Genomic DNA, 25,129 nt, shown 5'->3' with positions numbered 1-25,129 from the left:
ACCCTTGCGTACGCAACTGCTAGCGTGGCCTGAAGTTTTCCGGAGGCCGCCATGCCTGTTGCACATATCCTGCTCGCCCTGCTGGTGACCCTGATCTGGGGTCTGAACTTCGTCGTGATCAAGGTCGGCCTCGGCGACTTCCCGCCGCTGCTGTTCTGCGCCCTGCGCTTCGCCCTGGCGGCGCTGCCGCTGTTGGTCCTGCGCGGGCCGATGCCGGCGCCGTTCGGACGCATCCTGCTGATCGGCGTGCTCCTCGGAGTGGTCAAGTTCGGCCTGCTGTTCGTCGGCATGGCCCAGGGCATGCCGGCCGGGCTGTCGTCGCTGGTGCTGCAGAGCCAGGTATTCTTCACCATCCTCATCGCCGCCCTGTGGCTGGGCGAGCGGCCGTCGCCGCGCGGGTTGTTCGGCCTCCTGCTGGCGGCGGCGGGGCTGGTCCTGATCGGCCTGGAGCGGCCGCTGGGAGACAGCCTGCTGGCATTCCTGCTGGTGGTTGCCGCGGCGCTGGCCTGGTCCTTCGCCAACATCGCCACCAAGCGTTCCGGGGCCACCGACATGCTGCGCCTGATCTGCTGGGTCAGCCTGGTCCCGCCTTTGCCGCTGCTGGCGCTTTCCTATCTATTCGAAGGTCCGCAAGCCATCGAGCGCGCAGTGCTGAACATGAGCTGGGGCGGCTTCGGCGCGCTGCTCTACATCGCCTTCGGCGCGACCACGGTGGGCTTCGCCATCTGGAGTTTCCTCCTGCGCCACTACCCGGCCAGCCTGGTGACCCCGTTCGCCCTGGCGGTGCCGGTGTCGGGCATGCTCGCCGGCTGGCTGCTGCTCGGCGAACGCCTCGACCTGGACAGCCTGCTGGCCTGCGCGCTGGTGTTCGTCGGGCTGGCCATCACCCTGTTGCCGGCCAGCCTGCTGCGACGCTTCGCCTGGCCGGTGCGGCGGTTGGGATGAAAACGGCGGAAGACATCCTCGCGCTGATCGCCGCCGATTCCTCGCGCCTGCATCTGCTCCGCGTGCTGCGCGAGGTCGGCCCGGAGGGCGCCTGGATCGGCGCCGGCTTCGTGCGCAACGCGGTATGGGACCATCTGCATGGCTACGGCGAAGCCACGCCGCTGGCGGACATCGACGTACTTCATTTCGCCCCGCGGGCCCTCGACCCGCAGGCCGACGCCGACTTCGAGGCCGCGTTGCGCCGTCGCTGCGAGGCGCCCTGGTCGGTGAAGAACCAGGCGCGCATGCACCTGCGCAACGGCGACCGGCCCTACCGGGATTGCGCCGATGCGCTGTGCCACTGGGCGGAAACGTGCACGGCGGTGGCGCTGCGACTCGTCGGCGAACGCCTGGAGCTACTGGCGCCGCTGGGCGTCGACGACCTGCTGGCGCTGAAGGTGCGGCCCACCGCGCATTTCGCCGGCAAGCCGGAGGTCTACCGGCGGCGCCTGCGGGAGAAGAACTGGACGGCGCGCTGGCCGCTGCTGGATATCAGTGGCAGCAGCCAGACGCCAGATCCTTGAGGATCGGGCAGTCGGGGCGGTGGTCGCCCTGGCAGTGCTCGACCAGGTCCTGCAGGGTGTCGCGCAGGGTGCTGAGTTCCTCGATCTTGCGGTTCAGCTCGCGCACGTGCTGCGCCGCCAGGGCCTTGACGTCGGCACTGGCGCGCTGGCGATCCTGCCAGAGGGTGAGCAGCTTGCCGACTTCGTCGAGGGAGAAACCGAGGTCCCGCGAACGGCGGATGAACGCCAGGGTATGCAGGTCGTTCTCGTTGTAGTGGCGGTAGCCGCTGGCGCTGCGTCCGGCCGGGCGGAGCAACTCGATGGACTCGTAGTAACGGATCATCTTCGGCGTCAGTCCGCTTTTCTTCGCCGCTTCACCGATATTCATCCGGGTCTCCTGGGAGGTTGCGAAGCCGCTAGCCTATCCCTTTCCCGGCCAATGCGCAGGCTATCAGATATGTGACCGCCCGCTGTCCGGACCTCTGGCCGGCGGCCGCGTCGCGTCCGGCTGGGTCTTCGGCAGGAACACCTGTACTTCCAGCCCTTTGCCCTCCAGTCCCTTGCCCAGGCCGATACTGCCGAAGTGCAGTTCGACGATGCGCTTGACGATCGGCAGGCCCAGGCCGCTGCCCTCGCCGCTGCTGGTGGCGGGGCTGCGGTAGAAGCGGGTGAAGATCGCCTGCTGCTCTTCCAGGGCGACCCCGGGGCCGTTGTCGCGCACCCGCAGCACGGCGTGCTGGGCGCGATTCTCGACGCGGATCTCGACCTGGCCCCCAGCCGGTGTGTAGCGCAGGGCGTTGCCCACCAGGTTGCCGACCATCGCCTTCAGCCACAGGTCGATGCCCATCACGTGCACGGTCTCCTGGTGCAACGACAGCTCGATGTCCTTGTCGATGGCCTGGCGCGCCAGTTCGGAGAGTACGTCTTCGGCCAGGGTGGCGAGGTTGACCGGGTGGAATTGCTCCAGCAGGGCGTCGCCGTCGAGGCGGGCGAGAAGCAGGATCTGCTCCATCAAGGTGCTGATCCGCTCGACGCTGCGACTGACTTGCAGCAGGCCGCGGGCGTGGGCCTTGGGGTCTTCCGAACGCAGCGCGACCTGGGCATGGGTGCGCAGGCTGGCCAGCGGCGTGCGGATCTCATGGGCGGCGTCGCTGGTCAGTCGGCGTTCGGCCTCGAGGGCGGTGCGCAGGCGCTCCAGCAGGAGGTTGAGTTCGTCGATGAGGCCGCGGATCTCCAGCGGCACCGCCTCCACCGCGATCGGCTGCAGGTGTCGCGCGGAGCGCTGCTGGACCTCGGCCTGCACTTCGCGTAGCGGCGCCAGGCCGCGGGCAACGCCGAACCAGACCAGGCCGCCGAGCAACGGCAGCGCCAGCAGCAGCGGGAACAGCGAGTAGAACAGCAGCAGGTTCATGGTGTGCTGGCGGTAGATCAGGTTTTCGCTGATCCAGATCTGGAAGCCGTCGATATTCAGCTGGAGCACCCGCCAGTGGGTGCCCTGGGCTTCCACGGTGCTGAAGCCGGGGCCCTGGGCCGTGATCTCCGGCGGCAGGTTGAGGCTCGACAGCAGCGGCTGGCCGTCGCGCCACAGGGCGTAGCCGAGGGCGCTTTCGCGGCGCAGCAGGGGCAGGCCCTGGATCGCCTCGCGGCTGCGTTCGATGATCTCGGTGATCGAGCCGTCCTCGCTGGCCTGGTCTTCGGTGGCAAGGTCGAGCAGGCGCAGGGCGGCTTCGCCGAAGTCCACCATGTCGTCGTCGAACAGGCGGTTCACCTGCTTCAGCGAGAGGTGGTAGGTCAGCGCCGCCACGCTCAGCCAGCACAGCACGAAGCCGACCAGCAGGTTGATCAGCAGGCGCCGGCGGACGGAGGGGACGGCGGTACGCGGCATCGGAGGACTCCGGTAGGCGGTTTTCAGGGCGCCGGCTGGTCGATGCCGTAGCCGATGCCGCGGACGGTGCGGATCAACTGGTTGCCGAGCTTGCGCCGCAGGTGATGGACATGGACCTCGATGGCGTTGCTCTCGACGTCGCCGCTCCAGCCGTAGAGGCTCTGCTCCAGTTGGTTGCGCGAGAGCACCTTGCCGCTGTTCTCCAGCAGCAGGCGCAGCAGCGCGTATTCGCGCGGCGCCAGTTCCACCGCCTGGCCGGACAGGGTCACCTGGTGGGTCGCCGGGTCCAGGCGCAGCTCGCCGTGCACCAGTTGCGGCAGGGCGCGACCGGTGGTGCGGCGGGTCAGGGCGCGCACCCGTGCCTGCAGTTCGTCGAGATCGAAGGGCTTGGTCAGGTAGTCGTCGGCACCGCTGTCGAGCCCGGCGACCCGGTCGGCCACCTTGTCCCGCGCGGTGAGCAGCAGCACCGGGGTGAGCAGGCCCTGGTGACGCAGGTTGCGCAGGATGTCCAGGCCGCTGCGGCGCGGCAGGCCGATGTCGAGCACCAGCAGGTCGAACTCGTCGGTGACCAGCGCGTTCTCCGCGGCCACGCCGTCGGTCACCCATTCCACGGTATCGCCTTCCAGGCGCAGCCCGGCGCGGATGCCGTCGCCGAGCAGCAGGTCGTCCTCGGCCAGCAGTATTCTCATGGCAGCCTCGTTTCAGTGATTCCACAATTCCCACAGGCTCAGGCCGGCCTCCAGCAGGAGGATGGCGACGATCAGCCATTCGACCCGCAGTTCGCCCCGGAAGTAACGGTATTCACCGAGGCGGTCGGCGGCCAGTTCGTAGAGGTCCTGCAGCACTTCGATGCGGTCGTCCAGGGTCGCCAGGCGATCGTGCACTTCGGCCTGCATGGCCAGTTCGTTGTAGAGCCGGCGCACAGCGCCGTTCAGTTGCAGCGGCGGCTTCTCCAGGTGCGACTCCAGGCGGGCGTAGGCCATGCGCCAGAGTGTAGTGCGTCGTACCTGCCGGTTCACATGTTCCTGGCGCCGCAGGGCGGCACGGCGCGGTAGCTGGGTCAGTTCGACATCGGCCTGGGCCGGCTCCCAGGCCGCCGCGGTGTCGTCTTCCAGGCGGCGCAGGTGACCTTCGTGCCAGGCGAAGACGGCCAGGCCCTCGAGCAGTTCCTGGCAGCGTTCGGGGTTGCCGATGATCAGCGCGCGGCCGGGGCGCCACAGCACCCGCTCGCCGAACGAGGGCGCTTCCAGGGGTGGCTGGCGCTCGTCCTCGCCGGCGGCCATCCAGGCTTCCAGGCGCTGACGCCAGGCGTGTCCGGTCTGCAGGCCGGCGCTGGCGAAGATCACCAGCAGTTCGTTGTCGCCGGCGGTGTCCGGCAGTTTCGCGTCTTCGCCCAGCTCGCTGCGCTGCGCCAGAAGCGCCAGCGCCGGCTGCGGATCGCGCAGGTTGGCCAGCAGCGGCAGGCCGCCGCTGCTGGCGCCGGGACGGAAGCGCACGCGGTGCAGCAGGCAGGGCGAGCCGGTGGCGACCAGCGGTACGCTGGCCAGGGGGGCGGCGGGCATGTTCAGGTCCTCGCCAGGGCCGGCAGTTGCGCCGGGCCGAATTCGATCTCCTCGATGTCCGGCGGCGCCACGAAGGCGACTCCGTCTTCCAGCACCGGCCCCGGCTGGGCGAGCAGGAAGCGGGTTTCCCGGTCCATCACGAAGCAGGCCTTGAGGTAGTCGCCGTCGAGGTGGTCGAGCCACAGCGGGCCGAGCTTGCGTTCGATGCGCCGGTCGATGTCATCGGCCTGCCAGTGGTTTGCGTCGAGCCAGTCGGAGGCCAGCAGGAAGCCCCAGGAGGAAAGGAACGACGGCACCGTGGCGCGGTAGCTGTGAACCTGGGCGAAGACGCTGCGCAGGGTGCGGGCGAGGGCCGCGTGGGGCTTGTCGTCGCTGTGCGAGAACTCCAGGCCCTGCACCGCGATCACCCCGCCCGGACGCAGCCGCGAGTGCAGCAGTTCGTAGAACTGGCGGGTATAGAGAGCCTGGGCCGGGCCGTTGTCGAGCATGTCGACGACATCGATGATGACCACGTCGTAGAGCGACGGGTCGCGTTCGAGATAGGCCCGGCCGTCCTCGGTAAGCAACTCGCTGCGCGGGTCGTCGAAGGCGCCCTGGTGCCACTGGAACAGGTGCTCGCGGCACAGTTCCACCAGCTCCCGGTCGAGATCGACCATCACCGCCCGCCGCACGCTGGCATGGGACAGCACCTCGCGCAGGGTGGCGCCTTCGCCGCCGCCGATGATCAGTACGTCGCGCGGCTCGTCGTGGGCGAGCATGGCCGGCTGCACCAGCAGCTCGTGGTACAGCGACTCGTCGCTCTCGGCGCTCTGGATCGCGCCGTCGAGCATCAGCACGCGGTCGTAGTTGTAGGTGTCGGCGATCAGCACGTTCTGCCAGCGCGTGCGGCCCTGGTAGAGCACCCGGCGCAGGCGGTAGACGTACTGGTCGAAGGGGTCGCTGTCCTCGATCGCGGTGATTGCGCCGTCGCCTTCCAGCAGCGGGTCCGGCGGATAGAAATAGAAGTGGTTCGGCGGCAGCGGCGGCAGCCCGGCGGCGACCTCCGCCGGCACCAGGCCGGTGAGGTCGACGGCGTAACGGGCCTGGCTCAGGTCGGGAGCCAGCGGGGCGCGTTCGATCGGCGTATCCATCAGGCCACCCCCGTGCCCTGGCCCAGCGCCCAGCGCAGGGTCGGGCTGTCTTCGTCGACCGGGCCATTGCCAGCCAGGCTGCGGCTGAGCAGCCCCAGGCGATGGCCGCCGAGGCCGCGGTCCATGCTCGAGATCAGGTGCCGACGGCTGCCCAGGCGTTCGCTGAGCACGCGCACGGCCTGGGCGCCATCGAGCACGTCGCCGCAGGTGAACACGTCGACCGCGGCATAGCCGTACTCCGGCCAGGTATGGATCGCCAGGTGCGATTCGGCGATCACCACCACGCCGGAGATGCCGATCGGGCTGAACTTGTGGAACGCCGAGGTGATGATGGTGGCGTTGGCCTGGCGGGCGGCCTCGAGCATGCTTTCCTCGATCCACTGGATATCGTCGAAGCGCTGGTCGACGCAGTCGAACAGCTCGATGACCAGTTGCTTGCCGAGCACGGTGATCGGATCGAGTCGCAACGGTTGAATTGCCATGAAGGCCTCCTGCTTCCGTTTCGGCGAGGGATGTCCTCGCGGTGGAAGGCACGATAGGCGCGGCTGACTTAAGAGGTGCTTAACGACGGATTTTTTGCCCGCCCCGGCGCGGGCCGACGACGCCGGAGCACCCATTTCGCCTGACGTAGGGCGAATAGCGCCAGCGGCGCTATTCGCCGCTTCTGCGGAGCATGGCCCGGCGGATAACCGCGAGGCGGTTATTCGCCCTACCGGTGAGAGTCTTGACGTAGGGCGAATAGCGCCAGCGGCGCTATCCGCCGTTTCTGCGGAGTATGGCCCGGCGGATAACCGCGAGGCGGTTATTCGCCCTACCGGTGAGAGTCTTGACGTAGGGCGAATAGCGCCAGCGGCGCTATCCGCCGTTTCTGCGGAGCATGGCCCGGCGAATAACCGCGAGGCGGTTATTCGCCCTACCGAGGCGCGCCCTTCGCCTGCGTCACCCGGTCCACCAGGTAGACCACCCCGCGGTAGTCGATCCCGCCGTGCTCGCTGAGGCCGATCTCGCAGGTACGGCTGGTGGACACGCCTTCCTCGCAGAACTGCACGGCATCCTTCAGGCTGCGCAGGGAGTGAGCGTTCAGTTCCGGCGTGGTGAAGCCCTTGTCGCCGGCGAAGCCGCAGCAGTGAATGCCTTCCGGGATCACCACCTCGCGGGTGCAGCGGCCGACCAGGTCGATCAGCGCCTGGCTCTCGCCGAGGTGCTGGGTGCTGCAGGTGACGTGCACCGCTACCGGTTTGTCCTGCGGGATGAACTCCAGGCGATCGAGCAGGTGACTGCGGATGAATTTCACCGGGTCGTGGATCTGCAGCCGCGGATCGTCCAGACCCTGGACCAGGCGCAGGGTGCAGGGGCTGGTGTCGCAGTAGATCGGGTCGAGGCCGCCGCGGCTGGCCTGGAGCAGGGCGGCGAGCAGCTCGTCGCGCTTGTCGTCGGCCTGCTTCGCATACCCCTTGGACGCGAACGGCTGGCCGCAGCAGAGGTTGTCCAGGTTATCCGGGAATACCACCTGGTAGCCGGCCTTTTCCAGCAGACGGCGGGTCTTGTCCAGCAGCGGCTCGCGCTCTTCGTCGCCGAAGGCCGGGCCCATGGCGCGCGAGACGCAGGCGGCGAGATAGACCACCCGTGGCCGCTCGTCGTCGAGCGGGGCGGGCGGCGGCGCCAAGCGTACCGGCTGCGGCAGCGCCGGCGTCCATTGCGGCACGCGGCCGCCGCTGGCCTGGCTGAGGCTGTGGCTGGCCCTGGCCAGCAGGGGCGCGCCAAGCAGGCGCCGGGCGCCGTCGGCAGCGAGCAGGGCGAAGCGCGCAGCGCGCATGGCGCCGGCAAAGTTGCGCGCCAGCCAGGTGGCGCCTTCGGCGTGGCGGGCGTCGGCGCCGCGCAGCTTGCGGATCAGCTCGCCGGTGTTGATGTTCACAGGACAGCGCTGGGCGCATAGGCCGGTGGCGGCGCAGGTGTCGATGCCCTGGTAGCGGTAGTCGCGCTCCAGCGCCGTGGTGTCGACGCCGGCGCGCTTCTTCGCCTGGATGTCGCGCCACAGGACGATGCGCTGGCGTGGCGTGAGGGTCAGTCCGCGCGACGGGCAGACCGGTTCGCAGAAGCCGCACTCGATGCACTTGTCGACGATCTCGTCGGCGGCCGGCAGCGGCTTGAGGTTCTTCAGGTGACTCTGCGGGTCGTCGCTGAGGACCACGCCCGGGTTGAGGATGCCGCGCGGGTCGAGCAGGCGCTTGAGCTGCCACATCAAGCGATAGGCGTCCTCGCCCCACTCCAGTTCGACGAACGGCGCCATGTTGCGCCCGGTGCCATGCTCGGCCTTCAGCGAGCCGCCGTACTCCACCGCCACCAGGTGCGCCACGTCGTCCATGAACGCCGAGTAGCGGGCGATCTGCTCGGGCGAGTCGAAGCCCTGGGTGAAGACGAAGTGCAGGTTGCCCTCCAGCGCGTGGCCGAAGAGGATCGCCTCATCGTAGCGGTGCTTGTCGAACAGCTCGATCAGGCGGTTGACTCCCTCGGCCAGTCGTTCGACGGGGAAGGTGACGTCCTCGATGATCACCGTGGTGCCGGTCTCGCGCACCGCGCCGACAGCCGGGAAGGTGTCCTTGCGGATGCGCCAGAGCTGGTTGTAGACCGCCGGGTCTTCGCTGAAGTCGACCTGCTTCTCCAGCGGATATTCGGCGATGGAGGCCATGATCCGCCCGAGCTGTTCGTGCAGCAGCGTGCGGCTCGCCGCGCGGGACTCGATGAGCAGGGCGCAGGCACCGGCGGAAAGGCTCTTCACCCATTCCGGCATGCCCTGCATGTTCTCCACTGAGCGCAGGCTGCGCCGATCGAGCAGTTCCACCGCCGAGACCGGCTGGCGCTTGAGCACCGCGACCGCCGTGCAGCAGGTTTCCACCGTGGGGAAAACCAGCAGCGCCGAGGCCTTGTGCGGGTGTTCCGGGACGGTGTCGTAGGTCACCGCGCTGATGAAGCCGAGGGTGCCCTCGGAGCCGACCATCAGGTGGGTGAGGATGTCCAGCGGCTCGTCGTAGTCGACCAGCGCGTTCAGCGACAGGCCGGTGGTGTTCTTCAGCCGGTACTTGTGGCGGATCTTCGCGGCCAGTTCGGCGTTGGCGCGGGTCTCGCGGCCGAGTTCGGCGAGCCGTTCCAGCAGCTCGCCGTGGCTGGCGCGGAAGGCCGCGACGCTGGCCGGGTCCTCGCTGTCCAGGCGGGTGCCGTCGGCCAGCAGCAGGCGCAGGCCGGCAAGGGTGTGGTAGCTGTTCTGCGCGGTGCCGCAGCACATGCCGCTGGCGTTGTTGGCGACGATGCCGCCGATCTTGCAGGCGTTGATCGAGGCCGGGTCGGGACCGATCTTGCGGCCGAACGGCGCCAGCCAGGCGTTCGCCTGGGCGCCGATGACACCCGGCTGCAGGCGGATCTGCGCGCCGTCGGCGCGGATTTCCCGGCCGTTCCAGTTGTCGCCGAGGACGAGCAGCACCGAGTCGCTGATGGCCTGGCCGGAGAGGCTGGTGCCGGCGGCGCGGAAGGTCACCGGGACCTGCTCGCGGTAGGCGGCGGATAGGATCGCGGCGACCTCGTCCTCGCTTTCGACGCGCAGCACCAGCTTGGGAATCAACCGGTAGAAACTGGCGTCGGTGCCGAAGGCCAGGGTCGACAGCGGGTCGTCGAAGCGGCGTTCGCGCGGTATCAGCCGCTCGACGGTCTCGAGAAAGGGAATCGGCAGGCTCATCGGCTTTCCTCGGCCCTGGGACGACGGTCACGCCCCGGGCGTTTTCAGGCTTTTCTGGCGGGCGTCTCAGGCGCCCAGTTCGCGGACCAGCGAGTCGGCGCTGATCTCGCCGATCGACTTGGCCCCGGTGAGGACCATGGCCACGCGCATTTCCTTTTCGATCAGTTCGAGCAGGTTGCGCACCCCGGCCTCGCCGGCGGCGGCCAGGGCGTAGACGAAGGCGCGGCCGAGCAGCACGCTGTCGGCGCCGAGGGCGATCATCCGCACCACGTCGAGACCGGTGCGGATGCCGGAGTCGGCAAGGATCGCCAGTTCGCCCTTCACCGCGTCGGCGATCGCCGGCAGCGCGCGGGCGCTGGACAGCACGCCATCGAGCTGGCGGCCGCCGTGGTTGGAGACGACGATGCCGTCGGCGCCGAACTTCACCGCATCCCTGGCATCCTCGGGGTCGAGGATGCCCTTGATCACCATCGGGCCGTCCCAGAACTCGCGGATCCACTCCAGGTCCTTCCAGGAAATCGACGGGTCGAAGTTGGCGCCCAGCCAGCCGATGTAGTCCTCCAGTCCGGTCGGGTTGCCGCGGTAGGCGGAAATGTTGCCGAGGTCGTGGGGCTTGCCCAGCAGGCCGACGTCCCAGGCCCAGGCCGGGTGGGTCATGGCTTGCAGGATGCGGCGCGGCGCGGCGTAGGGGCCGCTCATGCCGGAATGGGCGTCGCGGTAGCGGGCGCCGGGGACCGGCATGTCGACGGTGAACACCAGGGTGGTGACGCCGGCGGCCTTGGCCCGCTCCAGGGCGTTGCGCATGAAGCCGCGGTCCTTCAGCACGTAGAGCTGGAACCACATCGGCCGGTCGATGGCCGGGGCGACCTCCTCGATCGGGCACACCGATACCGTCGACAGGGTGAAGGGCACGCCCTTCGCCGCCGCCGCGCGTGCCGCCTGGACTTCGCCGCGGCGGGCGTACATGCCGGTGAGACCGACCGGGGCGAGCGCCACCGGCATCGCCAGGGTCTCGTTGAACAGGCGGGTTTCCAGGCTCAGCTCGGACATGTTCTTCAGCACCCGCTGACGCAGGGCGATGGCCGACAGGTCCTCGACGTTGCGACGCAAGGTGTACTCGGCGTAGGCGCCGCCGTCGATGTAGTGGAAGAGGAACGGCGGCAGCTTGCGTTGGGCGGCGGCGCGGTAGTCGGTGGAAGCGGAAATGATCATTGGGCTCTTCCGTTGTGTCGAAAGGTTTCGCATCGAGCGCAGTGGAGCGGGACACGGCGGAAATGGCCAAGGGAGCCGGGCCTACGATCGTAGGCGAGTCTCCCCGGGCCATTTCCTGCGCAGTATCGCCGACGCGCGGCCGATCAGGGCGCGGTCAGTGCACCAGCATGCCGGTGAATAGGTATGCCTGGGCCAGGGTGATCAGTCCGACCAGCGCGGCGAAGATCAGGCTGTGCTTCAGGGTGAAGCGGAACAGGTCGGATTCCTTGCCGACCATCCCGGTCGCGGCACAGGCCACGGCGATGGATTGCGGGGAGATCATCTTGCCGGTCACGCCGCCGCTGGTATTGGCGGCCACCAGCAGGGTGTCGCTGACTCCGATCTGGTGCGCGGTGGTCGACTGCAGGGAGCTGAACAGGGCGTTGGAGGACGTATCCGAACCGGTCAGGAATACCCCCAGCCAGCCGAGGAACGGCGAGAAGAACGGGAACGCCGCGCCGGTACCGGCCAGGACCAGGGCCAGGGTGGTGGACATGCCCGAGTAGTTGGTGACGAAGGCGAAGGCCAGGACCATGCCGATGGACAGGATCGGCCACTTCAGCTCCACCAGGACTTCCTTGAAAGTGGTAATACCAATTTTCGCTCCGATGCGCAGGATGAACATCGATACCAGCGCCGAGAGGAAGATCGCCGTGCCGGTGGCGGAGATCGGGTCGAACTTGAATACCGCGGCGATCGGCGTGGCGCTGGTGGCGATCGGCGCGCCCTTGACCACCAGTTGGTCCAGGTGCGGGATGGCGAAGTTGAACACCAGCCAGTAGAGCTCGCCGCCCGGGGCGAACAGGGCCTTGAAAGGTTTCAGGGTCCAGATGGTCACCAGTACGGTGAGCACCAGGAACGGCGACCAGGCCTTGAGGATCTCGCCGAAGCTGTAGGCGGACGGTTCGACGCTGCGTTGCCCGCCGAAGCCGCCACCGGCCACGGCCGCGCCGCCGCTGGCGGCGAGCGCTTCGCTGGCGCCCTGCGGCTGCCAGACCTTGAGGAACAGGGTCAGGGAGACCAGGCTGACCAGCGCCGAGGTGATGTCCGGCAACTCCGGGCCGATGAAGTTGGACGTCAGGTACTGAGTGATGGCGAAGCTGCCGCCGGCGACGATGGCGGCCGGCCAGGTTTCGCGGATGCCGCGCCAGCCGTCCATCATGAACACCAGCCAGAACGGTACCAGGATCGACAGGAACGGCAGTTGGCGGCCGGTCATGGCGCCGATCTTGAAGGCGTCGATACCGGTCACCTGGCCGGCGACGATGATCGGGATGCCCAGTGCGCCGAAGGCCACCGGCGCAGTGTTGGCGATCAGGCACAGGCCGGCGGCGTAGAGCGGATTGAAGCCGAGGCCGACGAGCAGGGCGGCGGTGATCGCCACCGGCGCGCCGAAACCGGCGGCGCCTTCGAGGAAGGCCCCGAAGGAGAAGCCGATCAGCAGTACCTGCAGGCGCTGGTCGCCGGTAATCGACAGCACCGAGCTGCGGATCACCTCGAACTGGCCGCTCTTCACCGTCAGTTTGTAGAGGAAGACCGCGGCGACGATGATCCAGGCGATCGGCCAGAGACCGTAGAGGAAGCCGTAGCCGGCGGCGGCGAAGGCCATGTCGGCGGGCATGTGGAAGGCGAAGATGGCCACCGTGATGGCCAGCGCCAGGGTGATGCTGCCGGCGATGTGGCCCTTGAGGCGGAATACCGCCAGGGCGAGGAAGAAGAACACGATCGGGATGACGGCCGCGGCGGCCGACAGGCCGAGACTGCCCAGGGGGGTATAGAGTTGTTGCCAGGCTTGCATGGGGGTTGGCTCCCTAATTGTTGTTGGGTTTGCCTGTGACCAGATCGGACACGCGCCAAGACCTGTGTGTGCAAGGGCGCTGGGCAGCCGAACCTGGCAAAGCTCGCATAATTGGTAAGACCAATTTACAAAAGCGAGCGCTCAGGTTAAGAGTCGAGCGTTCGGCGTGTCAATTTGCCCGTCTACGACTTTTGTCTAAGGATGCTCGTGCGGGGCTCGTGGCGCCTCGCTTGTGGTGCGGGGAGCGGCTCGGTACGCTTCCTCTCTTTTTCGCGCTGGGCGCATGGCAGAGGCTTTGCGACGAAACTTCGGGTAAGGGTGTCGGGATATGGAATTTGGTCAGGTCAGGCAGCGCCGTCTGTCGGATGACATCGTTGCGCAACTGGAGGCGATGATCCTGGAGGGCACGCTGAAGTCCGGCGAGCGGCTGCCCGCCGAGCGCGTGCTTGCCGAGCAGTTCGGGGTTTCCCGGCCGTCGCTGCGCGAGGCGATCCAGAAACTGGTGGCGAAGGGGCTGCTGGTCAGCCGCCAGGGTGGCGGCAACTATGTGACCGAATCGCTGGGCGCGACTTTCAGCGATCCGCTGCTGCACCTGCTGGAGGGTAACCCGGAGGCCCAGCGCGACCTGCTGGAGTTTCGCCACACGTTGGAAGGGTCCTGTGCCTACTACGCGGCGCTGCGTGCGACCTCCCTCGATCACCAGCGCCTGACCGAGGCCTTCGAGGCGCTCCAGGCCTGCTATGCGCGCAACGACCAGGTCAGCGCGGAAGAGGGCGCCGCCGACGCGCGCTTCCACCTGGCGATCGCCGAGGCCAGCCACAACACCGTGCTGCTGCACACCATCAAGGGCCTGTTCGACTTGTTGCGGCGCAACGTGGTGACCAATATCGGCGGGATGTACGCGCAGCGCACGGAAACCCGCGCGCAACTGATGGAGCAGCACCAGCGCCTATACGACGCGATCATCAGCGGTCAGGCGGAGCTGGCCCGGGAGGTGTCCAACCAGCACATCCACTATGTGCAGGAGGTCCTGGCGGAGGTCCAGGAAGAGGCGCGCAGGATGAAGCGCTCGCAGCGCCGGCGCAGCGTGCAGGAGGACTAGCGAGGCGCGGGCAGGGACGCGCTCAGTCGTCCTTGCCGTGGCGCATGGCGCGTTGGATCTCCCGATCGGAGTCGCGCTCCTTCTCGGTGTGGCGCTTGTCGAAGTCCTTCTTGCCCTTGGCCAGGGCGATCTCGCACTTGACCAGGTGCTTCTTCCAGTACATCGACAGGGCGACGCAGGCGTAGCCCTTCTGTTGCACGGCGCCGAACAGCTTGCCCAGTTCGCGCTTGTGCAGCAGCAGCTTGCGCGTGCGCACCGGGTCGGCGATCACGTGCGTGCTGGCGGTGGTCAGGGGCGTGATGTGGCTGCCGAGCAGCCAGGCCTCGCCATCCTTGAGCAGCACGTAGCTGTCGACCAGTTGGGCCTTGCCGGCGCGCAGGCTTTTCACTTCCCAGCCCGCCAGGGCGACGCCCGCCTCGAAGCGTTGTTCGATGAAATAGTCGTGCAGAGCCTTCTTGTTCTGCGCGATGGTCCCCGAAGGGTGTTTCTTCTGCTTAGCCATAGGCGGCGCATTATAGGGAGTCGCCGGCTTCACCGCTATGGGGCGGCGTCGCGCTTGAGGGATAGAGGTGAATTTCGGACAATGCCCACTCTTTTCCTGGCCGCTGGCCAAGGTTTTGTAAGAAAAGTCTTCAAGTGGCGTCAGGCTGTGCTGAGCGTTTTTCTGCCGAACCCTGGCCCCGGTCGGCGGGCGCAGCGCGCCGCCGTGGCGGATGCCGCCGTCCCGCCGGCTATGCTTGGGGAGTCGCCCGCTCGACAGCAGAAGTGAGAGTTCTATGAGCACCCATATCCAGCGTTCGGCGCTGTTGCCTTATCCCGCCCGTGCGCTGTTCGATCTGGTGAACGACGTGAAGCGCTATCCGGAGTTCCTGCCCTGGTGTTCGGCCAGCCAGGTCCTGGAGGAGAGCGAAAGCCTGATGCGCGCCGAGCTGACCGTGGCCAAGGGTAGCCTCAGCCAGCGCTTCACCACCCGCAACGTGCTGGTGCCGGGAGCTTCCATCGAGATGAACCTGGAAAACGGACCGTTCACCGAACTGCATGGCGTCTGGCAGTTCAAGGCGCTGGGCGAGAAGGCCTGCAAGATCACTCTCGACCTGACCTTCGATTACGCCGGGCCGCTGGTCAAGGCGACCCTCGGGCCGCTGTTCACCCAGGCCGCCAACACCATGGTCGACGCGTTCTGCCAGCGCGCCAAGCAACTCTATGGCTGAGATCGCCGTCGAGGTGGTCTACGCGCTGCCGGAGCGACAGGCGTTACTGCGCCTGAGCGTGCCGGCAGGTACCAGCGCACGCGAGGCCGTGCTGCTCTCCGGCATCGCCGAGGCGTTTCCAGGGCTGGATGTGCAAGGTTGTCCGCTGGGTATCTTCGGCAAGCTCCTGGCTCGCCCGGAGGAGCGGGTGCTGGAGACCGGCGAACGGGTGGAGATCTACCGCCCGTTGATCGCCGATCCCAAGGAGGTACGCAAGCAGCGTGCCGCACGGGCCCGGAGCGAGCGCGAAGGCGGTTAGCCGTGGGGGTTCCTGCGGAAATGAAAAAGCCCGGCGAATGCCGGGCTTTTTCGTGGAACGCCAGCCGTCATTGCGGGCTGGGGTCCAAAGGTTCGGGGGTCGGAACCGGTACCGGCTGGGCTTCGTCCACTTCGCGCTGGAGCTGTTCCAGGGTGGAGCCCGGTTTCGGCGGCTCTTCCTTCTGCTCTTCCGGTTTCTGCTGGTCGGCCGGCTGGGTGACGGTGGTGCTGCCTTCCTTGCCGAGGATCGCTTCGTCGCGGCTGACGCCGGGCATGAAGTCGCCGTTCAGGCCGGCCAGTTGGTCGCTGTCGTTGAAGAACAGGCTGACGCGCTCCTGCTGGCGACGACCGCCGCCCGGCTGGATGCTGTAGAGGTAGTCCCAACGATTGGCGTGGAAGGTATCGACGATCAGCGGGTTGCCCATGATAAACCGCACTTGGCGTCGGGTCATTCCGGGGCGCAACTGGTCTATCATGTCCTGCGTTACGACGTTGCCTTGCTGGATGTCGATTTTATAGACGCCAGGAAACGAGCAACCGGCGAGTGCGGCAAGCCCCGCGAAAGCGAGACAGGTCAGCATGAGCTTGGCGTTTTGCATCGGTGAGCGACTTCCACTATCTTGGCTGGGCAAATAAAAGCCCGATCATACCCGTATTCCGGGATACTGCGAAACATCCCGCGCTGAGAAAGCAGACATGGTTGAAAATAGCGAACTTCGAAAAGCCGGCCTTAAAGTGACCCTGCCGCGGGTCAAGATCCTGCAGATGCTCGACTCGGCCGAGCAACGCCACATGAGCGCCGAAGACGTGTACAAGGCGCTGATGGAAGCAGGCGAGGACGTGGGCCTGGCAACCGTCTATCGGGTGCTGACCCAGTTCGAGGCCGCCGGCCTGGTGGTGCGTCACAACTTCGATGGCGGCCATGCCGTGTTCGAGCTCGCCGATAGCGGCCACCACGACCACATGGTCTGCGTCGATACCGGCGAGGTGATCGAGTTCATGGACGCGGAAATCGAGAAGCGCCAGAAGGAAATCGTCCGCGAGCGCGGCTTCGAGCTGGTCGATCACAATCTGGTGCTCTACGTGCGCAAGAAGAAGTAGTCGCGCAACGGTTCCATGCGAAAACGGCGACCCTGGGGTCGCCGTTTTCATTTTCCATTGAAGGAACGTTCAGTTCTGGGCGGCCAGGTTGACCAGTTTCTTCGCGTGGGCCAGGGATTCCTTGGTCAGGTCGACGCCGCCGAGCATGCGGGCGATCTCCTCGATCCGCTGGGCCTTGTTCAGGGTGGCGACCGCCGTGCGGGTTTCGCTGCTGCCGCGTTCCTTGTGCACGAACAGGTGCTGGTGGCCCTGGGCGGCGACCTGCGGCAAGTGGGTCACGGTGAGGACCTGGCCGCGTTCGCCGAGGCGACGCAGCAACTGTCCGACCACTTCGGCGGTGGGGCCTCCGATGCCGACGTCGACTTCGTCGAAGACCAGGGTGGGGATGCGCGAGGTCTGTGCCGTGATCACCTGGATCGCCAGGCTGATCCGCGACAGTTCGCCGCCCGAGGCGACCTTGGCCAGCCCTTTCAACGGCTGCCCGGGGTTGGCGCTGACCAGGAACTCCACGCTTTCCAGTCCGTTGGCCTGCGGCTCGGCGCTGTCGCCGGGATGCAGGACGATGGCGAAGCGCCCTCCGGGCATGCCCAGGCGCTGCATCTCCTGTTCCACGCTGGCGGCAAGAGGTGCGGCCGCGGCCTGGCGCAGGCGGCTCAGTTCGTCGGCTTTTTCCTGGTAATGCCGGGCGTAGGCGGCCAGCTCGTCGCCCAGGCGTCCGACCGCTTCGTCGTCGGCGTTCAGCGCCTCCAGTTCGTCGAACAGGCGCTGCTGCAGGTCGGCCAGTTCGGCGGGCTGGACCCGGTGCTTGCGCGCCAGGGAATAAATGACGTCCAGGCGCTCCTCGACCTGCTGCTGGCGATTGGGATCGGCATCGAAGTGGTCGACGAAGCGGTTCAGTTCGCCGATCGCCTCCTCGACCTGGATCTGCGCGCTGGACAACAGGTTGACCGCTTCGCCGAGGGCGGCGGGCTGGCCGCTGAACGAGGTCAGGCGGCTGAGGCTGGCATTGAGCGCGGAAAGGACGTTGCCGGCATCGCTCTCGCTGCACATTTCCACGACTTGGCGGCAGGCGGCGAGCAGGCTTTCGGCGTTGCTCAGGGTCTTCTGCTCCTGCTCCAGGCTTTCCAGTTCGTTTTCGCCGAGGGACAGGTTTTCCAGTTCTTCCAGCTGGTAACTGAGCAACTGGTGGCGGGCGCGCTGTTCGTCGCCGCTACGCGACAGGCGTTCGAGTTCCTGGCTGGTCTGCTTCCAGCGTTGCGCGGCGAGCTGCACCTGGCGCGCCAGCTCCTGGCAGCCGGCGTACTCGTCGAGCAGGCGCCGGTGGGTCTCGCTCTTCAGCAGCGACTGGTGCTCGTGCTGGCTATGGATGTCGATCAGCAGTTCGCCCAGGCTCTTCAGGTCGCCCAGAGGGCAGGGCGTGCCGTTGATGTAGGCACGCGAGCGACCTTCGGCAGTGATCACCCGGCGCAGGATGCACGGACCGTCCTGTTCCAGGTCGCGCTCGGCGAGCCAGTCGCGGGCCTCGGCGATGGCGCTGACGTCGAAGCTGGCGAGAATGTCGGCCTTGTCCGCTCCGGGACGTACCGCGCCGCTGTCGGCGCGGTCGCCGAGGGTAAGGCCGAGGGCGTCGAGCATGATCGACTTGCCCGCGCCGGTTTCGCCGGTGATCACGCTCATGCCGGTAGCGAGTTCGAGATCCAGGTGCTCGACGATGGCGTAGTTGTGAACGGACAGGTGAACCAGCATGGCGGGCGGCTCCGTGGGTTTTGTCTGGTTATTTATACAGTATTTTTTCCGGCTGGCAATTGCCGCTCGCCCCTTGAACCGTGGAAAGCCGTCCCCATATAGCCGGCAACGTTGCGAACTTATGCGTTCGCCTTGTATTTGCCAGCTTATTTTTGAAGGAGAGTGGCATGGCTGACGAACAGCAGACCCTGGATCAACAGACCCCCGAGCAGCCCACCGGCGCCGCCGAGGACCTGACCGCCCGCGTGCAGGAACTGGAGGAGCAGCTGGCTGCCGCCCAGGACCAGGCGCTGCGCATGGTCGCGGATCTGCAGAACGTACGCCGGCGTGCGGAGCAGGATGTCGAGAAGGCGCACAAGTTCGCGCTGGAGAAATTCGCCGGCGACCTGCTGGCGGTGGTCGACACCCTCGAGCGCGGCCTGGAGATGTCCGATCCCAACGACGAGGCGATCAAGCCGATGCGCGAAGGGATGGAACTGACCCTGAAGATGTTCGACGACACCCTGCGCCGCTACCAGGTGGAGGCGCTGAACCCGGAAGGCGAGCCTTTCAATCCCGAGCAGCACCAGGCGATGGCTATGCAGGAAAGTGCTTCGGCCGAGCCGGGCAGTGTCCTCAAGGTGTTCCAGAAAGGCTACCTGCTCAACGGCCGCCTGCTGCGTCCGGCGATGGTGGTGGTCAGCAAGGCGCCGGCGGAAACCCCGCCTTCCATCGACGAGCAGGCTTGAAATTCGACGCGACGACCCCATCTGGGTAGTCAACCGAGCACGAGACCCACGGGCGGGTCGCACGGAATCAAAGTTTCTGGAGAGTGAATATGGGCAAAATCATTGGCATCGACCTGGGTACCACCAACTCCTGCGTGGCTATCCTGGAGAACGGTAACGTCAAGGTCATCGAGAACGCCGAGGGCGCGCGTACCACCCCCTCGATCATCGCCTACACCAACGATGGCGAAACCCTGGTGGGCCAGCCGGCCAAGCGCCAGGCGGTCACCAACCCGCAGAACACCCTGTATGCGGTGAAGCGCCTGATCGGCCGTCGCTTCGAAGAGAACGTGGTACAGAAAGACATCCAGATGGTGCCGTACAGCATCGTCAAGGCCGACAACGGCGACGCCTGGGTGGAAGTGAAGGGCCAGAAGATGGCGCCTCCGCAGATTTCCGCCGAAGTGCTGAAGAAAATGAAGAAGACCGCCGAAGACTACCTCGGCGAGCCGGTCACCGAAGCGGTGATCACCGTTCCGGCCTACTTCAACGACAGCCAGCGCCAGGCCACCAAGGACGCCGGCCGCATCGCCGGCCTCGACGTCAAGCGGATCATCAACGAGCCGACCGCGGCGGTGCTGGCCTACGGCCTGGACAAGGCCAAGGGCGACCACACCGTGATCGTCTATGACCTGGGCGGCGGTACCTTCGACGTGTCGGTGATCGAGATCGCCGAAGTCGACGGTGAGCACCAGTTCGAAGTGCTGGCCACCAACGGCGACACCTTCCTCGGCGGCGAAGACTTCGACATCCGCCTGATCGACTACCTCGTCGACGAGTTCAAGAAGGAAAGCGGCATCAACCTGAAGGGCGACCCGCTGGCCATGCAGCGTCTGAAGGAAGCGGCCGAGAAAGCCAAGATCGAGCTGTCCTCGACCCAGCAGACCGACGTCAACCTGCCGTACGTGACTGCCGACGCGAGCGGTCCGAAGCACCTGAACGTCAAGGTTTCCCGCGCCAAGCTGGAGTCCCTGGTCGAAGACCTGGTGCAGCGCACCATCGAGCCGTGCCGCACCGCGCTGAAGGATGCCGGCCTGGATGTTTCCGATATCCATGAAGTGATCCTGGTCGGCGGCCAGACCCGCATGCCGCTGGTACAGAAGACCGTTGCCGAGTTCTTCGGCAAGGAAGCGCGCAAGGACGTCAACCCGGACGAAGCCGTGGCTGTCGGTGCCGCCATCCAGGGTGCGGTCCTGGCCGGCGACGTGAAGGACGTGCTGCTGCTCGACGTGACTCCGCTGACCCTCGGCATCGAGACCCTGGGCGGCGTGATGACCGGTCTGATCGAGAAGAACACCACCATCCCGACCAAGAAGTCGCAGGTGTTCTCCACCGCCGACGACAACCAGGGCGCGGTGACCATCCACGTGCTGCAGGGCGAGCGCAAGCAGGCCGCGCAGAACAAGTCGCTGGGCAAGTTCGACCTGGCCGACATTCCGCCGGCTCCGCGCGGCGTGCCGCAGATCGAGGTGACCTTCGATATCGATGCCAACGGCATCCTGCACGTCTCGGCGAAGGACAAGGCCACCGGCAAGCAGCAGTCCATCGTGATCAAGGCATCCTCCGGCCTGTCTGAGGATGAGATCCAGCAGATGGTCCGCGATGCCGAGGCGAACGCCGAGGAGGACCGCAAGTTCGAGGAACTGGCTGCCGCTCGCAACCAGGGCGACGCGCTGGTCCACGCGACCCGCAAGATGATCACCGAGGCGGGCGACAAGGCCACCGCCGAGGACAAGGCGACCATCGAGAAGGCGCTGGGCGAGCTGGAAGCGGCGGTGAAGGGCGACGACAAGGCCGAGATCGAGGCCAAGATGAACGCTCTGTCCCAGGCTTCCACCCCGCTGGCGCAGAAGATGTACGCCGAACAGGCCCAGCAGGGCGAAGACGCTCCCCAGGGCGAGCAGGCGAAAGCCGCTGACGACGTGGTGGACGCCGAGTTCGAAGAGGTCAAGGACAACAAGTAAGCCCCGGCTTGCTTCTGCCCCGCGTGCCGGCCAGGCCGGTACGCATGATCCGCCACGCGGGAGCCTGCTCCCGCGTTGGCGTGTCTGGAGGGTCCTTAATTGAGACGGAAAGGTTATGGCGAAACGAGACTTTTACGAGGTTCTGGGGGTTGAGCGTGGCGCCAGCGAGGCGGACCTGAAGAAGGCCTACCGTCGCCTGGCGATGAAATACCACCCGGACCGCAATCCTGGCGACAAGGAAGCCGAGGACAAGTTCAAGGAGGCCAACGAGGCCTACGAGGTCCTCTCCGATGCCAGCAAGCGGGCGGCCTACGACCAGTACGGCCATGCCGGCGTCGATCCGAACATGGGTGGGGGCGCTGGCGCCGGTTTCGGCGGGGCGAGCTTCTCCGACATCTTCGGCGATGTGTTCAGCGATTTCTTCGGTGGCGGCGGCGCCCGCGGTGGCTCGCGCGGCGGCGCGCAGCGCGGCGCGGACCTGCGCTACACCCTGGATCTCGACCTGGAAGAGGCGGTACGCGGCACCACCGTCACCATCCGCGTGCCGACCCTGGTCGGTTGCAAGACCTGCAACGGCAGCGGCGCCAAGCCCGGCACCACACCGGTCACCTGCACCACTTGCGGCGGTATCGGCCAGGTGCGCATGCAGCAGGGCTTCTTCTCGGTCCAGCAGACCTGCCCGCGCTGCCACGGCACCGGCAAGATGATTTCCGATCCCTGTGGCTCCTGCCATGGCCAGGGGCGCGTGGAAGAGCAGAAGACCCTGTCGGTGAAGGTGCCGGCCGGCGTCGACACCGGCGACCGCATTCGCCTCACCGGCGAAGGCGAAGCCGGCAGCATGGGTGGTCCGGCGGGCGACCTGTACGTGGTGGTCAATGTGCGCGAGCACCCGATCTTCCAGCGTGACGGCAAGCATCTGTACTGCGAAGTGCCGATCAGTTTCGCCGACGCTGCGTTGGGTGGCGAGCTGGAAGTGCCGACCCTGGATGGCCGGGTCAAGCTGAAGATTCCGGAAAGCACCCAGACCGGCAAGCTGTTCCGCCTGCGCGGCAAGGGCGTGGCCCCGGTGCGCGGCGGCGGCGCCGGCGACCTGATGTGCAAGGTGGTGGTGGAAACCCCGGTGAACCTGGACAAGCGCCAGCGCGAGCTGCTCGAGGAGTTCCGCAAGTCGTTGCAGAGCGACACCTCGCATTCGCCCAAGGCCAGTGGCTGGTTCGAAGGCATGAAGCGTTTCTTCGACGACCTATAAACAAAGCCATGGGCGCGGCCTGACAGCCGCGTCCGGGTTCCGCGTGGAGTGGTTTTATGCGACGTATAGCCGTAGTGGGCGCCGCCGGGCGCATGGGCAAGAACCTGATCGAGGCCGTTCAGCAGACCGGCGGTGCCGCCGGGCTGACGGCGGCGGTGGATCGTCCGGATAGCACCCTGGTGGGGGCGGACGCCGGCGAGCTGGCCGGTCTCGGCCGGATCGGTGTGCCGCTGTCCGGGGACCTGGGCAAGGTCTGCGAGGAGTTCGACGTCCTGATCGACTTCACCCATCCCTCCGTAACCCTGAAGAACCTCGAGCAGTGCCGCAAGGCGCGCCGCGCGATGGTCATCGGCACCACCGGCTTCAGCGCCGACGAGAAGCTGCTGCTGGCCGAAGCGGCGAAGGATATCCCGATCGTCTTCGCTGCCAACTTCAGCGTCGGCGTGAACCTTTGCCTGAAGCTTCTGGATACCGCGGCACGGGTGCTGGGCGACGAAGTGGATATCGAGATCATCGAGGCCCATCACCGGCACAAGGTCGATGCACCGTCCGGCACCGCCTTGCGCATGGGCGAGGTGGTAGCCCAGGCGCTCGGCCGGGACCTCCAGGAAGTGGCGGTCTACGGACGTGAGGGGCAGACCGGCGCGCGGGCGCGGGAAACCATCGGCTTCGCCACCGTGCGCGCCGGCGACGTGGTGGGCGACCACACCGTGCTGTTCGCCGCCGAGGGCGAGCGCGTGGAGATCACCCACAAGGCTTCCAGCCGCATGACCTTTGCCCGTGGCGCGGTGCGTGCGGCGCTGTGGCTGGAGGGTAAGGAGAACGGCCTGTACGACATGCAGGATGTGCTCGGTCTACGCTGAGACGCTGCCGCACGTCGTCTTATTGGTGGACCGGAATGTCGCGATTCTGTAAACTACAGCTTTAGTGTGTCCACTAAAAGCAGCGCAGCATGAATCGAAAAAAAGCGGGATGACTCTTCACGGTGTCATCCCGCTTTTTTACACCTGCGCGACCAGTCAGGCTTGATTTACGGGAGGTCTTCTTGACTAAGCCAGCCATACTTGCACTTGCCGACGGCAGCATTTTTCGCGGTGAAGCCATCGGTGCCGACGGCCAGACCGTTGGCGAGGTGGTGTTCAACACCGCCATGACCGGCTACCAGGAAATCCTTACCGATCCTTCCTACGCCCAGCAGATCGTCACCCTGACCTACCCGCACATCGGCAATACCGGTACCACCCCGGAAGACGCCGAGGCCAACCGCGTCTGGGCCGCCGGCCTGATCATCCGCGACCTGCCGCTGATCGCCAGCAACTGGCGCAGCAAGCAGTCGCTGCCTGACTACCTGAAAGCCAACGGCACCGTCGCCATCGCCGGCATCGATACCCGTCGCCTGACCCGTATCCTCCGCGAGAAGGGTTCGCAGAACGGCTGCATCCTGGCTGGTGCCGACGCTACCGAGGAACGCGCGCTGGAGCTGGCTCGCGCCTTCCCCGGCCTGAAGGGCATGGACCTGGCCAAGGAGGTCACCACCGCCGAGCGCTACGAGTGGCGCTCCAGCGTCTGGAACCTGGAAAGCGACAGTCATCCGGAGATCCCGGCCGGTGAACTGCCGTATCACGTGGTGGCCTACGACTACGGCGTGAAGCTGAACATCCTACGCATGCTGGTGGCGCGCGGCTGCCGCCTGACCGTGGTGCCGGCGCAGACACCGGCCAGCGAAGTGCTGGCGCTGAACCCTGACGGCATCTTCCTTTCCAACGGCCCCGGCGACCCCGAACCGTGCGACTACGCGATCCAGGCGATCCGCGAATTCCTCGATACCGAGATCCCGGTGTTCGGCATCTGCCTCGGCCATCAGTTGCTGGCCCTGGCCTCTGGCGCCAAGACCCTGAAGATGGGCCACGGGCACCACGGCGCCAACCACCCGGTGCAGGACCTGGACAGCGGCGTGGTGATGATCACCAGCCAGAACCACGGTTTCGCGGTCGACGAGAGCACCCTGCCGGACAACCTGCGAGCCACTCACAAGTCGCTGTTCGACGGTACCCTGCAGGGTATCGAGCGCACCGACAAGGTCGCTTTCAGCTTCCAGGGCCACCCCGAGGCGAGCCCCGGTCCGCATGACGTCGCCCCGCTGTTCGACCGCTTCATCTCGGCGATGGCCGAGCGTCGCTGAGGAGCAGAGCCATGCCGACCCTGGGGATAACCGATTTCTGGACCTACGTGCTGGGTGTGGTTTTCGTGATCCTGTTGCCCGGACCGAACTCGTTGTTCGTCCTCGCGACTTCGGCCCAGCGTGGCGTGGCGACCGGCTACCGGGCCGCCTGCGGCGTGTTCCTCGGCGACGCGGTGCTGATGCTGCTGTCGGCCCTCGGCGTGGCCTCCCTGCTGAAGGCCGAGCCGATGCTGTTCATCGGCCTGAAGTACCTCGGTGCGGCCTACCTGTTCTATCTCGGCGTCGGCATGCTGCGGGGCGCCTGGCGCAAGCTGCGCAATCCCGAGGCGACGGCGGCGCAGGCCGAACAGGTGGATGTCCACCAGCCGTTCCGCAAGGCGCTGCTGCTCAGCCTGTCGAATCCCAAGGCGATCCTGTTCTTCATCTCCTTCTTCATCCAGTTCGTCGATCCCGGCTATGCCTATCCGGGGCTGTCGTTCCTGGTGCTGGCGGTGATCCTGGAACTGGTCAGCGCCCTTTACCTGAGCTTCCTGATTTTCACCGGTGTGCGGCTGGCGGCCTGGTTCCGCCGGCGGCAACGGTTGGCTGCCGGCGCCACTTCGGGCGTCGGCGCCCTGTTCGTCGGCTTTGGTGTGAAGCTGGCCACCGCAACCCTGTCCTGATTATT

Annotated in this window: 24 protein-coding genes; 12 read left to right on the top strand and 12 right to left on the bottom strand. The window is 66.6% G+C overall.

From position 1 onward, the window contains the following. Positions 1 to 51 precede the first annotated feature (51 nt). Positions 52 to 945, top strand: a complete 894-nt coding sequence (locus VQ067_RS26245; protein WP_003161352.1) for an EamA family transporter — start codon at positions 52 to 54, stop codon at positions 943 to 945. Then, complete coding sequence (locus VQ067_RS26240) at positions 942 to 1,508, top strand: nucleotidyltransferase family protein (RefSeq protein ID WP_003111297.1); 567 nt, start codon at positions 942 to 944, stop codon at positions 1,506 to 1,508. Before VQ067_RS26245 ends, VQ067_RS26240 begins: the two co-directional genes overlap by 4 nt. On the opposite strand, the gene cueR is transcribed toward VQ067_RS26240, so the two are convergent. The 9 genes from cueR to VQ067_RS26195 all read right to left on the bottom strand — a co-directional run bounded on the left by cueR (position 1,477) and on the right by VQ067_RS26195 (position 12,843). Then, positions 1,477 to 1,875 (bottom strand): Cu(I)-responsive transcriptional regulator, encoded by a 399-nt coding sequence (gene cueR / locus VQ067_RS26235; RefSeq protein WP_003095248.1) that lies wholly within the window; start codon positions 1,873 to 1,875, stop codon positions 1,477 to 1,479. The two genes, VQ067_RS26240 and cueR, sit on opposite strands and share 32 nt — an antisense overlap. Before the next feature lie 63 nt (positions 1,876 to 1,938). Continuing rightward, on the bottom strand, positions 1,939 to 3,372 hold the full coding sequence (pmrB, locus tag VQ067_RS26230) for a two-component system sensor histidine kinase PmrB (protein ID WP_003111296.1): 1,434 nt from the start codon (positions 3,370 to 3,372) through the stop codon (positions 1,939 to 1,941). A gap of 23 nt (positions 3,373 to 3,395) precedes the next feature. Continuing rightward, positions 3,396 to 4,061 (bottom strand): two-component system response regulator PrmA, encoded by a 666-nt coding sequence (gene pmrA, locus VQ067_RS26225; protein ID WP_003102236.1) that lies wholly within the window; start codon positions 4,059 to 4,061, stop codon positions 3,396 to 3,398. Between the two features lie 12 nt (positions 4,062 to 4,073). After that, on the bottom strand, positions 4,074 to 4,934 hold the full coding sequence (locus tag VQ067_RS26220) for a hypothetical protein (RefSeq protein WP_023111897.1): 861 nt from the start codon (positions 4,932 to 4,934) through the stop codon (positions 4,074 to 4,076). 2 nt (positions 4,935 to 4,936) lie between these two features. After that, the gene (locus VQ067_RS26215; RefSeq protein ID WP_003112185.1) at positions 4,937 to 6,064 is read right to left on the bottom strand and encodes a fused MFS/spermidine synthase; all 1,128 of its coding nucleotides are present in this window, start codon (positions 6,062 to 6,064) and stop codon (positions 4,937 to 4,939) included. After that, positions 6,064 to 6,546, bottom strand: a complete 483-nt coding sequence (gene speD, locus VQ067_RS26210) for an adenosylmethionine decarboxylase (protein WP_003095236.1) — start codon at positions 6,544 to 6,546, stop codon at positions 6,064 to 6,066. The genes VQ067_RS26215 and speD overlap by 1 nt, the downstream gene beginning before the upstream one ends. Before the next feature lie 431 nt (positions 6,547 to 6,977). Further along, positions 6,978 to 9,794 carry an FAD-binding and (Fe-S)-binding domain-containing protein gene (locus VQ067_RS26205; RefSeq protein ID WP_023096169.1) on the bottom strand — a complete coding sequence of 939 codons (2,817 nt, stop codon included), beginning with the start codon at positions 9,792 to 9,794 and terminating at the stop codon, positions 6,978 to 6,980. Between the two features lie 66 nt (positions 9,795 to 9,860). After that, entirely contained in the window at positions 9,861 to 11,006 is a 1,146-nt protein-coding gene (lldD, locus tag VQ067_RS26200) for an FMN-dependent L-lactate dehydrogenase LldD (protein ID WP_003095228.1), read from the bottom strand. Between the two features lie 154 nt (positions 11,007 to 11,160). After that, on the bottom strand, positions 11,161 to 12,843 hold the full coding sequence (locus VQ067_RS26195) for a lactate permease LctP family transporter (RefSeq protein WP_033990066.1): 1,683 nt from the start codon (positions 12,841 to 12,843) through the stop codon (positions 11,161 to 11,163). 328 nt (positions 12,844 to 13,171) lie between these two features. Between VQ067_RS26195 and VQ067_RS26190 the strand changes: the two genes are divergently transcribed. Further along, positions 13,172 to 13,945, top strand: coding sequence for an FCD domain-containing protein (locus VQ067_RS26190; RefSeq protein WP_003095221.1), 774 nt, complete (start codon positions 13,172 to 13,174; stop codon positions 13,943 to 13,945). A 22-nt stretch (positions 13,946 to 13,967) separates the two neighbouring features. Here the strand turns inward: VQ067_RS26190 and smpB are convergent, their stop codons facing one another. Continuing rightward, positions 13,968 to 14,447: an SsrA-binding protein SmpB gene (gene smpB / locus VQ067_RS26185; RefSeq protein ID WP_003100496.1), complete on the bottom strand. Its 480-nt coding sequence runs from the start codon at positions 14,445 to 14,447 to the stop codon at positions 13,968 to 13,970. A 274-nt stretch (positions 14,448 to 14,721) separates the two neighbouring features. Between smpB and VQ067_RS26180 the strand changes: the two genes are divergently transcribed. Both VQ067_RS26180 and VQ067_RS26175 read left to right on the top strand, forming a co-directional pair. Continuing rightward, the gene (locus VQ067_RS26180) at positions 14,722 to 15,156 is read left to right on the top strand and encodes a type II toxin-antitoxin system RatA family toxin (RefSeq protein WP_003100497.1); all 435 of its coding nucleotides are present in this window, start codon (positions 14,722 to 14,724) and stop codon (positions 15,154 to 15,156) included. Continuing rightward, entirely contained in the window at positions 15,149 to 15,454 is a 306-nt protein-coding gene (locus VQ067_RS26175; protein WP_004365388.1) for an RnfH family protein, read from the top strand. Before VQ067_RS26180 ends, VQ067_RS26175 begins: the two co-directional genes overlap by 8 nt. A 67-nt stretch (positions 15,455 to 15,521) precedes the next feature. Here VQ067_RS26175 and VQ067_RS26170 read toward each other — a convergent pair whose 3' ends face one another. After that, the gene (locus tag VQ067_RS26170) at positions 15,522 to 16,052 is read right to left on the bottom strand and encodes an outer membrane protein assembly factor BamE (RefSeq protein ID WP_003109323.1); all 531 of its coding nucleotides are present in this window, start codon (positions 16,050 to 16,052) and stop codon (positions 15,522 to 15,524) included. 97 nt (positions 16,053 to 16,149) lie between these two features. Here VQ067_RS26170 and fur point away from each other — a divergent pair, with 97 nt between their 5' ends. Further along, positions 16,150 to 16,554, top strand: a complete 405-nt coding sequence (gene fur / locus VQ067_RS26165) for a ferric iron uptake transcriptional regulator (RefSeq protein ID WP_003095216.1) — start codon at positions 16,150 to 16,152, stop codon at positions 16,552 to 16,554. 69 nt (positions 16,555 to 16,623) lie between these two features. Here fur and recN read toward each other — a convergent pair whose 3' ends face one another. Beyond that, positions 16,624 to 18,300 carry a DNA repair protein RecN gene (gene recN / locus VQ067_RS26160; protein ID WP_003135243.1) on the bottom strand — a complete coding sequence of 559 codons (1,677 nt, stop codon included), beginning with the start codon at positions 18,298 to 18,300 and terminating at the stop codon, positions 16,624 to 16,626. A 167-nt stretch (positions 18,301 to 18,467) separates the two neighbouring features. On the opposite strand from recN, the gene grpE reads away from it, so the two are divergent. The 6 genes from grpE (at position 18,468) to leuE (ending at position 25,124) form a co-directional block, all read left to right on the top strand. Next, positions 18,468 to 19,028 carry a nucleotide exchange factor GrpE gene (grpE, locus tag VQ067_RS26155; RefSeq protein ID WP_003095213.1) on the top strand — a complete coding sequence of 187 codons (561 nt, stop codon included), beginning with the start codon at positions 18,468 to 18,470 and terminating at the stop codon, positions 19,026 to 19,028. 89 nt (positions 19,029 to 19,117) lie between these two features. Continuing rightward, a complete protein-coding gene (gene dnaK, locus VQ067_RS26150; RefSeq protein WP_340080944.1) occupies positions 19,118 to 21,031 on the top strand; it encodes a molecular chaperone DnaK in 1,914 nt (637 codons plus the stop codon). Between the two features lie 115 nt (positions 21,032 to 21,146). Further along, on the top strand, positions 21,147 to 22,280 hold the full coding sequence (gene dnaJ, locus VQ067_RS26145; protein WP_003095211.1) for a molecular chaperone DnaJ: 1,134 nt from the start codon (positions 21,147 to 21,149) through the stop codon (positions 22,278 to 22,280). A 56-nt stretch (positions 22,281 to 22,336) separates the two neighbouring features. Beyond that, positions 22,337 to 23,143, top strand: coding sequence for a 4-hydroxy-tetrahydrodipicolinate reductase (gene dapB / locus VQ067_RS26140; RefSeq protein ID WP_017148601.1), 807 nt, complete (start codon positions 22,337 to 22,339; stop codon positions 23,141 to 23,143). A gap of 182 nt (positions 23,144 to 23,325) precedes the next feature. Then, positions 23,326 to 24,462, top strand: a complete 1,137-nt coding sequence (gene carA, locus VQ067_RS26135; RefSeq protein ID WP_003095209.1) for a glutamine-hydrolyzing carbamoyl-phosphate synthase small subunit — start codon at positions 23,326 to 23,328, stop codon at positions 24,460 to 24,462. Between the two features lie 11 nt (positions 24,463 to 24,473). Beyond that, a complete protein-coding gene (gene leuE / locus VQ067_RS26130; protein ID WP_003095208.1) occupies positions 24,474 to 25,124 on the top strand; it encodes a leucine efflux protein LeuE in 651 nt (216 codons plus the stop codon). The last annotated feature ends 5 nt before the right edge of the window (positions 25,125 to 25,129 follow it).

It is taken from the genome of Pseudomonas sp. KBN12P06040 (assembly GCF_037574965.1).
In the GTDB taxonomy this organism is placed as follows: Bacteria; Pseudomonadota; Gammaproteobacteria; order Pseudomonadales; family Pseudomonadaceae; genus Pseudomonas; species Pseudomonas aeruginosa.
Note: the sequence above shows the minus strand (reverse complement) of the source record. Positions and strands in the feature narration are given on the sequence as shown.

What these genes read in the sequence shown, in the direction of transcription:
- VQ067_RS26245 (WP_003161352.1), top strand. Translation starts at nt 52, where the DNA reads ATGCCTGTTGCACATATCCTGCTCGCCCTGCTGGTGACCCTGATCTGG.
- VQ067_RS26240 (WP_003111297.1), top strand. Translation starts at nt 942, where the DNA reads ATGAAAACGGCGGAAGACATCCTCGCGCTGATCGCCGCCGATTCCTCG.
- cueR (WP_003095248.1), bottom strand. Translation starts at nt 1,875, where the DNA reads ATGAATATCGGTGAAGCGGCGAAGAAAAGCGGACTGACGCCGAAGATG.
- pmrB (WP_003111296.1), bottom strand. Translation starts at nt 3,372, where the DNA reads ATGCCGCGTACCGCCGTCCCCTCCGTCCGCCGGCGCCTGCTGATCAAC.
- pmrA (WP_003102236.1), bottom strand. Translation starts at nt 4,061, where the DNA reads ATGAGAATACTGCTGGCCGAGGACGACCTGCTGCTCGGCGACGGCATC.
- VQ067_RS26220 (WP_023111897.1), bottom strand. Translation starts at nt 4,934, where the DNA reads ATGCCCGCCGCCCCCCTGGCCAGCGTACCGCTGGTCGCCACCGGCTCG.
- VQ067_RS26215 (WP_003112185.1), bottom strand. Translation starts at nt 6,064, where the DNA reads ATGGATACGCCGATCGAACGCGCCCCGCTGGCTCCCGACCTGAGCCAG.
- speD (WP_003095236.1), bottom strand. Translation starts at nt 6,546, where the DNA reads ATGGCAATTCAACCGTTGCGACTCGATCCGATCACCGTGCTCGGCAAG.
- VQ067_RS26205 (WP_023096169.1), bottom strand. Translation starts at nt 9,794, where the DNA reads ATGAGCCTGCCGATTCCCTTTCTCGAGACCGTCGAGCGGCTGATACCG.
- lldD (WP_003095228.1), bottom strand. Translation starts at nt 11,006, where the DNA reads ATGATCATTTCCGCTTCCACCGACTACCGCGCCGCCGCCCAACGCAAG.
- VQ067_RS26195 (WP_033990066.1), bottom strand. Translation starts at nt 12,843, where the DNA reads ATGCAAGCCTGGCAACAACTCTATACCCCCCTGGGCAGTCTCGGCCTG.
- VQ067_RS26190 (WP_003095221.1), top strand. Translation starts at nt 13,172, where the DNA reads ATGGAATTTGGTCAGGTCAGGCAGCGCCGTCTGTCGGATGACATCGTT.
- smpB (WP_003100496.1), bottom strand. Translation starts at nt 14,447, where the DNA reads ATGGCTAAGCAGAAGAAACACCCTTCGGGGACCATCGCGCAGAACAAG.
- VQ067_RS26180 (WP_003100497.1), top strand. Translation starts at nt 14,722, where the DNA reads ATGAGCACCCATATCCAGCGTTCGGCGCTGTTGCCTTATCCCGCCCGT.
- VQ067_RS26175 (WP_004365388.1), top strand. Translation starts at nt 15,149, where the DNA reads ATGGCTGAGATCGCCGTCGAGGTGGTCTACGCGCTGCCGGAGCGACAG.
- VQ067_RS26170 (WP_003109323.1), bottom strand. Translation starts at nt 16,052, where the DNA reads ATGCAAAACGCCAAGCTCATGCTGACCTGTCTCGCTTTCGCGGGGCTT.
- fur (WP_003095216.1), top strand. Translation starts at nt 16,150, where the DNA reads ATGGTTGAAAATAGCGAACTTCGAAAAGCCGGCCTTAAAGTGACCCTG.
- recN (WP_003135243.1), bottom strand. Translation starts at nt 18,300, where the DNA reads ATGCTGGTTCACCTGTCCGTTCACAACTACGCCATCGTCGAGCACCTG.
- grpE (WP_003095213.1), top strand. Translation starts at nt 18,468, where the DNA reads ATGGCTGACGAACAGCAGACCCTGGATCAACAGACCCCCGAGCAGCCC.
- dnaK (WP_340080944.1), top strand. Translation starts at nt 19,118, where the DNA reads ATGGGCAAAATCATTGGCATCGACCTGGGTACCACCAACTCCTGCGTG.
- dnaJ (WP_003095211.1), top strand. Translation starts at nt 21,147, where the DNA reads ATGGCGAAACGAGACTTTTACGAGGTTCTGGGGGTTGAGCGTGGCGCC.
- dapB (WP_017148601.1), top strand. Translation starts at nt 22,337, where the DNA reads ATGCGACGTATAGCCGTAGTGGGCGCCGCCGGGCGCATGGGCAAGAAC.
- leuE (WP_003095208.1), top strand. Translation starts at nt 24,474, where the DNA reads ATGCCGACCCTGGGGATAACCGATTTCTGGACCTACGTGCTGGGTGTG.